At 45.3% G+C, this 2486-nt stretch carries 2 protein-coding genes; both read right to left on the reverse strand.

The features are described from left to right. Nucleotides 1–37: 37 nt before the first annotated feature. Complete coding sequence (gene istB, locus EF384_RS09420) at nucleotides 38–805, reverse strand: IS21-like element helper ATPase IstB (protein ID WP_123781440.1); 768 nt, start codon at nucleotides 803–805, stop codon at nucleotides 38–40. Continuing rightward, nucleotides 802–2367 carry an IS21 family transposase gene (gene istA / locus EF384_RS09425; protein ID WP_123781442.1) on the reverse strand — a complete coding sequence of 522 codons (1566 nt, stop codon included), beginning with the start codon at nucleotides 2365–2367 and terminating at the stop codon, nucleotides 802–804. The genes istB and istA overlap by 4 nt, the downstream gene beginning before the upstream one ends. Between the last annotated feature and the right edge of the window lie 119 nt (nucleotides 2368–2486).

Below are 2486 nucleotides of genomic sequence, written 5' to 3' on the forward strand. Positions count from 1 at the left end.
TTGTCAGCGTCAAGTAGAATTGAACAGTTAACGCCAATTAATTTTGAACACTTTCGCTCACAAACATGCTCTGGCGATGTTTCATACGGTAGCTAGCTTCATTCATGTGAACGACCTCTGCTCGATGCAGAATACGGTCTAAGATAGCCATTGCGACTCCCTCATCGCCCAATAATTCTCCCCATTGGTCGGGGCTCTTATTGGAGGTCAAGATGATTGAACTCCGTTCATATAGATGATTGATCAAATGAAAAAACAGGGTAGCTTCCCTTTGGTCCATTGCCATGTACATCAAATCATCAATAATCACTAAATCAGATGCTCGGATCCGATTGAGCTGGACCTGCGATTTCCGCGTGAATTCTTCAGTTTTCAGAAGGGAGAGTAGTTCTCCCATTGTCACGAATGTTACCTGAAACCCCTTCTGGATGGCCTCCATGCCTAAGGCAATGGACAAGTGCGTTTTTCCCACACCGCTCGGACCCAAAAAGATGAGATTATACTGCTGCTCAAGCCAAGTAAGCTCTTGGAGCTGGGTAAGCTGCCGTTTGCTCAGAGAAGTCTGATCTGATAGGTCGAATTCCGTCAGTGTTTTGTGGTACGGGAACTTAGCCCATTTCAATCGTTTCTGAACACTTTTTTCCTCGCGCTTCGTTAATTCGAAGCACACAATCTCCTGCACCAGTTCCCGGTAGGTCCAGGAGGCTTGTTCGGCTTTACGTAACAGCTCGGGCAACTCGCTCGCAGTTTCCACCAACCGCAACTGTCTGAACTGGCTTTGCAGCGCGTCCATGCTATCATTCATGAGGCGGCACCTCCCAGAATTTCCGTATAGGTACTCATCGGATGCGTCTCCACGTTGATATCAGCGCAATCCGATCGGACTGCTTGTACGGGTGGAACAGGCGGCGTCTCTTTCCGAGGGGCAGCCAAGTATTTAGCCACATCCGTAAAGTCATTCGCACTCATCAGATGTTCAGACATACACTTCTGTAGGGCCTCATCAATGACAGTGGGGTATTCGAGGGCCGCTTTCTGTAGAACGGCCAGTTGGTCTCTTTTATAGCGCGGATACTTCTCCATCAAGATATCAATGTATCGTGAGGCAAGCTCCAAATCTTTGAACTGCTGCGCAACGGTTTCCTTATAGCTTTGAATGCCCTTCGAACGATCGCGCCCATGGTTTTTATTTTTGATCAGTTTGCCTGTTGAAGTTTCCAGAGGATGGTTCGCCAGAATTTCCCCATCGGGCTGTTTTCTGATAATAAGCCGTTGTTGATCGTTCGTATCTTCCTTGATTTCAATAGCCACTGTATTCAGGCCTTTCGGTCTGTAAGTGCCTAGTGGCACGGAATAACGGTTTGATTTATAAAAAACTGTATTGTCCTTGTTTACCGTTCTTGTTATACTTGAACCGGTGATACTCTCGGTTGAGAGTAGTTTAGAGACTGGTTTTAAGTGTTGCTTTTCGAGGAGAAACACTTCTACCGGTCTCTTTTTTGTTGTTCCATGAACCCTTCGGTTGCCCGTTCTTTCCAACCAGGCTAAACAGCGCTCATTCCAGTTCTCAATTGTCGTATAAATCCGGCTATCGGCGAAATTTCGTTTCACATACCTTACCGTACTCTCCACTTTTCCTTTGGATTCAGGGTCGGCTTTGCGGCATAAATGGACTCTGAACTTCCGTTGCTGTTTGTACGCTTGAAATTCAGCGGTCAGAATCATGTCTCCAGCGTGCTCACTCACAGTGATGAGGTGGTCCTGATCATAAACGATTTCTTCCGGCATGCCACCAAAGAATTCAAAGGCATTCTCGTGGCTTCGAATGGCATCACGAGTCGTAAAGGGGCGATTTTGCCATTCCACATAGCGGTAGCGTGAATGGGAAAGTAAGAAACAAATGCAGTATAATTTGATTTCTCTTTGATCCTGTGTCTTTTGACGCGTTTCGCCCCAATCGACTTGCACCTGTTTTCCAATCGGTTGTTCTTCGACCGCCTCGTATTGCCTCACAACTTTAGTTTTAGCTATCTGATATTCTTCGCGTATTTGATTCACATATAACCGCATCGTACTTTCACCAACGGTGAAGTCGGGGAATTTCTCAAGCAGCCAATCCTGTATTTGAGACGCATTCAGATGCGGATACTCTTGAAGCCAAGCAACAATCCAATCCTTGTATGGGTCCAATTTCTTCTTCCTCGAACCTAATGAATTGACCCATTCGAAAGCTTCTTCCGGTGTCTTCTCCATGTAGTTATAAACCGTTGTGCGGGATACCTTCAACTGCTTTGCGATTTGTTGGATGGAAAAGCCCCGCTCCTTCATCTGTTGAATTTCCAAATATAACATTAACTTCTTCTTCACCTTTCGTCCTCCAATAACCTAAGATACCTTTAAAAGTATACAGGATTGGAGATATTTTTTGGCGAAAGTGTTCAATCTTGTTCATCGAAAACTGTTCAATTTAGTTTAGCACTGACAAT

It is taken from the genome of Aerococcus agrisoli (assembly GCF_003797145.1).
Lineage (GTDB): Bacteria > Bacillota > Bacilli > Lactobacillales > Aerococcaceae > Aerococcus > Aerococcus agrisoli.

Coding starts and splice junctions, on each gene's coding strand:
- istB (WP_123781440.1), bottom strand. CDS start 805: ATGAATGATAGCATGGACGCGCTGCAAAGCCAGTTCAGACAGTTGCGG.